The organism is Frankia sp. CcWB3 (genome assembly GCF_977927595.1).
In genome coordinates this window covers 1-1,734 of the sequence record NZ_CDWRCK010000030.1, presented here as the reverse complement: position 1 = coordinate 1,734, position 1,734 = coordinate 1, and the positions used below count along the sequence as shown (strand labels likewise).

2 protein-coding genes are annotated in these 1,734 nt (G+C 69.0%); one reads left to right on the top strand and one right to left on the bottom strand.

Annotation, left to right across the window (positions count from 1 at the left end):
• A partial coding sequence (locus ACY5KJ_RS04310) for a hypothetical protein (RefSeq protein ID WP_462202837.1) occupies nt 1-243 on the top strand: 243 nt, incomplete at its 5' end.
• 397 nt (nt 244-640) lie between these two features.
• Here ACY5KJ_RS04310 and ACY5KJ_RS04305 read toward each other — a convergent pair.
• Nucleotides 641-1,684, bottom strand: a complete 1,044-nt coding sequence (locus ACY5KJ_RS04305) for an alpha/beta fold hydrolase (protein WP_462186228.1) — start codon at nt 1,682-1,684, stop codon at nt 641-643.
• Between the last annotated feature and the right edge of the window lie 50 nt (nt 1,685-1,734).

Genomic DNA, 1,734 nt, shown 5'->3' with positions numbered 1-1,734 from the left:
TATTTGTTACTTCATTACGTCCCCTCAGTCCTCCTCTGCGACTTTCAGCATCTGCTCCGGAAACCCGGTGCGTTCCGCCACATGCTCGACGGAGTATCCCTGTCGTACCAGGTCACGAGCCTGTTCCAGGGTCCAGCCTCGACCGGGGTCGACCCGGCGGACAACCACCTCACTCGCCTGGCGCCGTTCCTGGGGCCAGCTGAGTCGTGCACGGCGTGCCAAGGGTCGACCTCCGAGATTTGAGAGGACTTTGATGTTACGCCACCAAGGATAGGCCATATTGACGCCGGCCTGCCCGTTGAACTCCACGATAGCGGGTGCCGACCAGTTAATGCAGACCCGCGCCGGAAGACAGCGCATCACGCGAAGACCCTGGCCCGAACAGGCGACACGGCAAGAGGTACGAGAGTCCTTGATCCTCGGCTGGCCGGATCCATCGGTGACCGGGAAGACCTTCCGCGAGAGCGGTTCAGCCGAGAACGGCACCGACGCATCTCGCCGGGCGACTTCCCGCAAGGCATGGCTATGGATGGCCAACTGGGTCGTCGATGCATAGCGGGTCCACCCCGATGCGACGGGTCACCTCGGTGAACGTATAACGGCGGATCCCGGCCCCGCCATGGCCGGCGGCCGTGCCCGTTTATCGGCTCCGGGTGAGGCCACGACCCACGGCTTCCGCCGGGGTCGAACGCGCGCCCGACGGCTGGGCGGCGGCCCCGGATGCTTCCGTGGTCCTGGTCGAGCGGCCGTGCTCACGCAGCATCGCCCGCCACTGCTGCGGGGAGTGACTCGCCGGCCGGGTGGTCGCCAGAAAATCCTCGAGAACCGCCCGGAAGCGTTCGGGGTCAGTGTGATGGGGGAAATGCCCGGCACCGGCGAAGATCTCCAGGCGGCTCCCCGGCATCGCCTCGTGCGCCATCCACGCGTGCTCAGCCGGGATGACGGCATCCCGGTCACCCCAGACGATCAGCGAGGGCATCCCAGCGGCGAGGTAGCACCGGTCCAGCATCGTGATGGACTGCCCATGCCCGTCCACCGCCGACCGTAGCGTGCGCAGGAACGCCGCCCGCGCGGTGGGTACGCCCAGCGAGTCGAAGACGTTCAGGAGATCGTCGGCGTCCCGCCCGAGATCGGTGTGCAGCAGGCGCAGCGCGTGCATTCCGGCCCAGCCGGCGACCCGCACCGGCGGCATGCCGATCAGGGACAGCAGCGCCCCGGCTCCGGGCACGGCCGCCGCCCGCAGCGCGGGATGCAGGTGTGGCCCGACCCCGCCGGTGGCGACCAGCACCAACCGCTCGCAGCGCTCCGGGAACTGGTAGGCGAACTGCATGGCCACCCCGCCGCCCAGCGAGTGCCCGACGACCGTGGCGCGCTCGATCCCGAGGATGGTGAGCAGGTCACGCATCCCGCACGCGTAGCCGGCCACCGAGTAGTCACCGCGCGGTTTGTCCGACTCCCCGTGTCCCAGCAGGTCGGGGGCGATGACGGTGTGCCGGCGGGCCAACTCCGGGATGATCGAGGCCCAGGTGCGCGCGTTGTCCCCGATGCCGTGGATGAGCAGCAGAACCGGGCCGCGCCCGGCCCGCAGATAGCACCGCCGGTACCCGTGAACCGTGACGAAGCGGGAGGTCAGCGGGCTCACCCGGGGCACGCCGTAGGCACGGCCGCCTTCGGTGCTCGTCATCCCGTCTGCCGATGCCACGACCGAGGCTGGATTCTTCCTCACTCGCCACC

Bases quoted from the DNA above. Each gene is read 5' to 3' on its own strand.
- ACY5KJ_RS04305 (WP_462186228.1), bottom strand. From the start codon at position 1,684: ATGACGAGCACCGAAGGCGGCCGTGCCTACGGCGTGCCCCGGGTGAGC.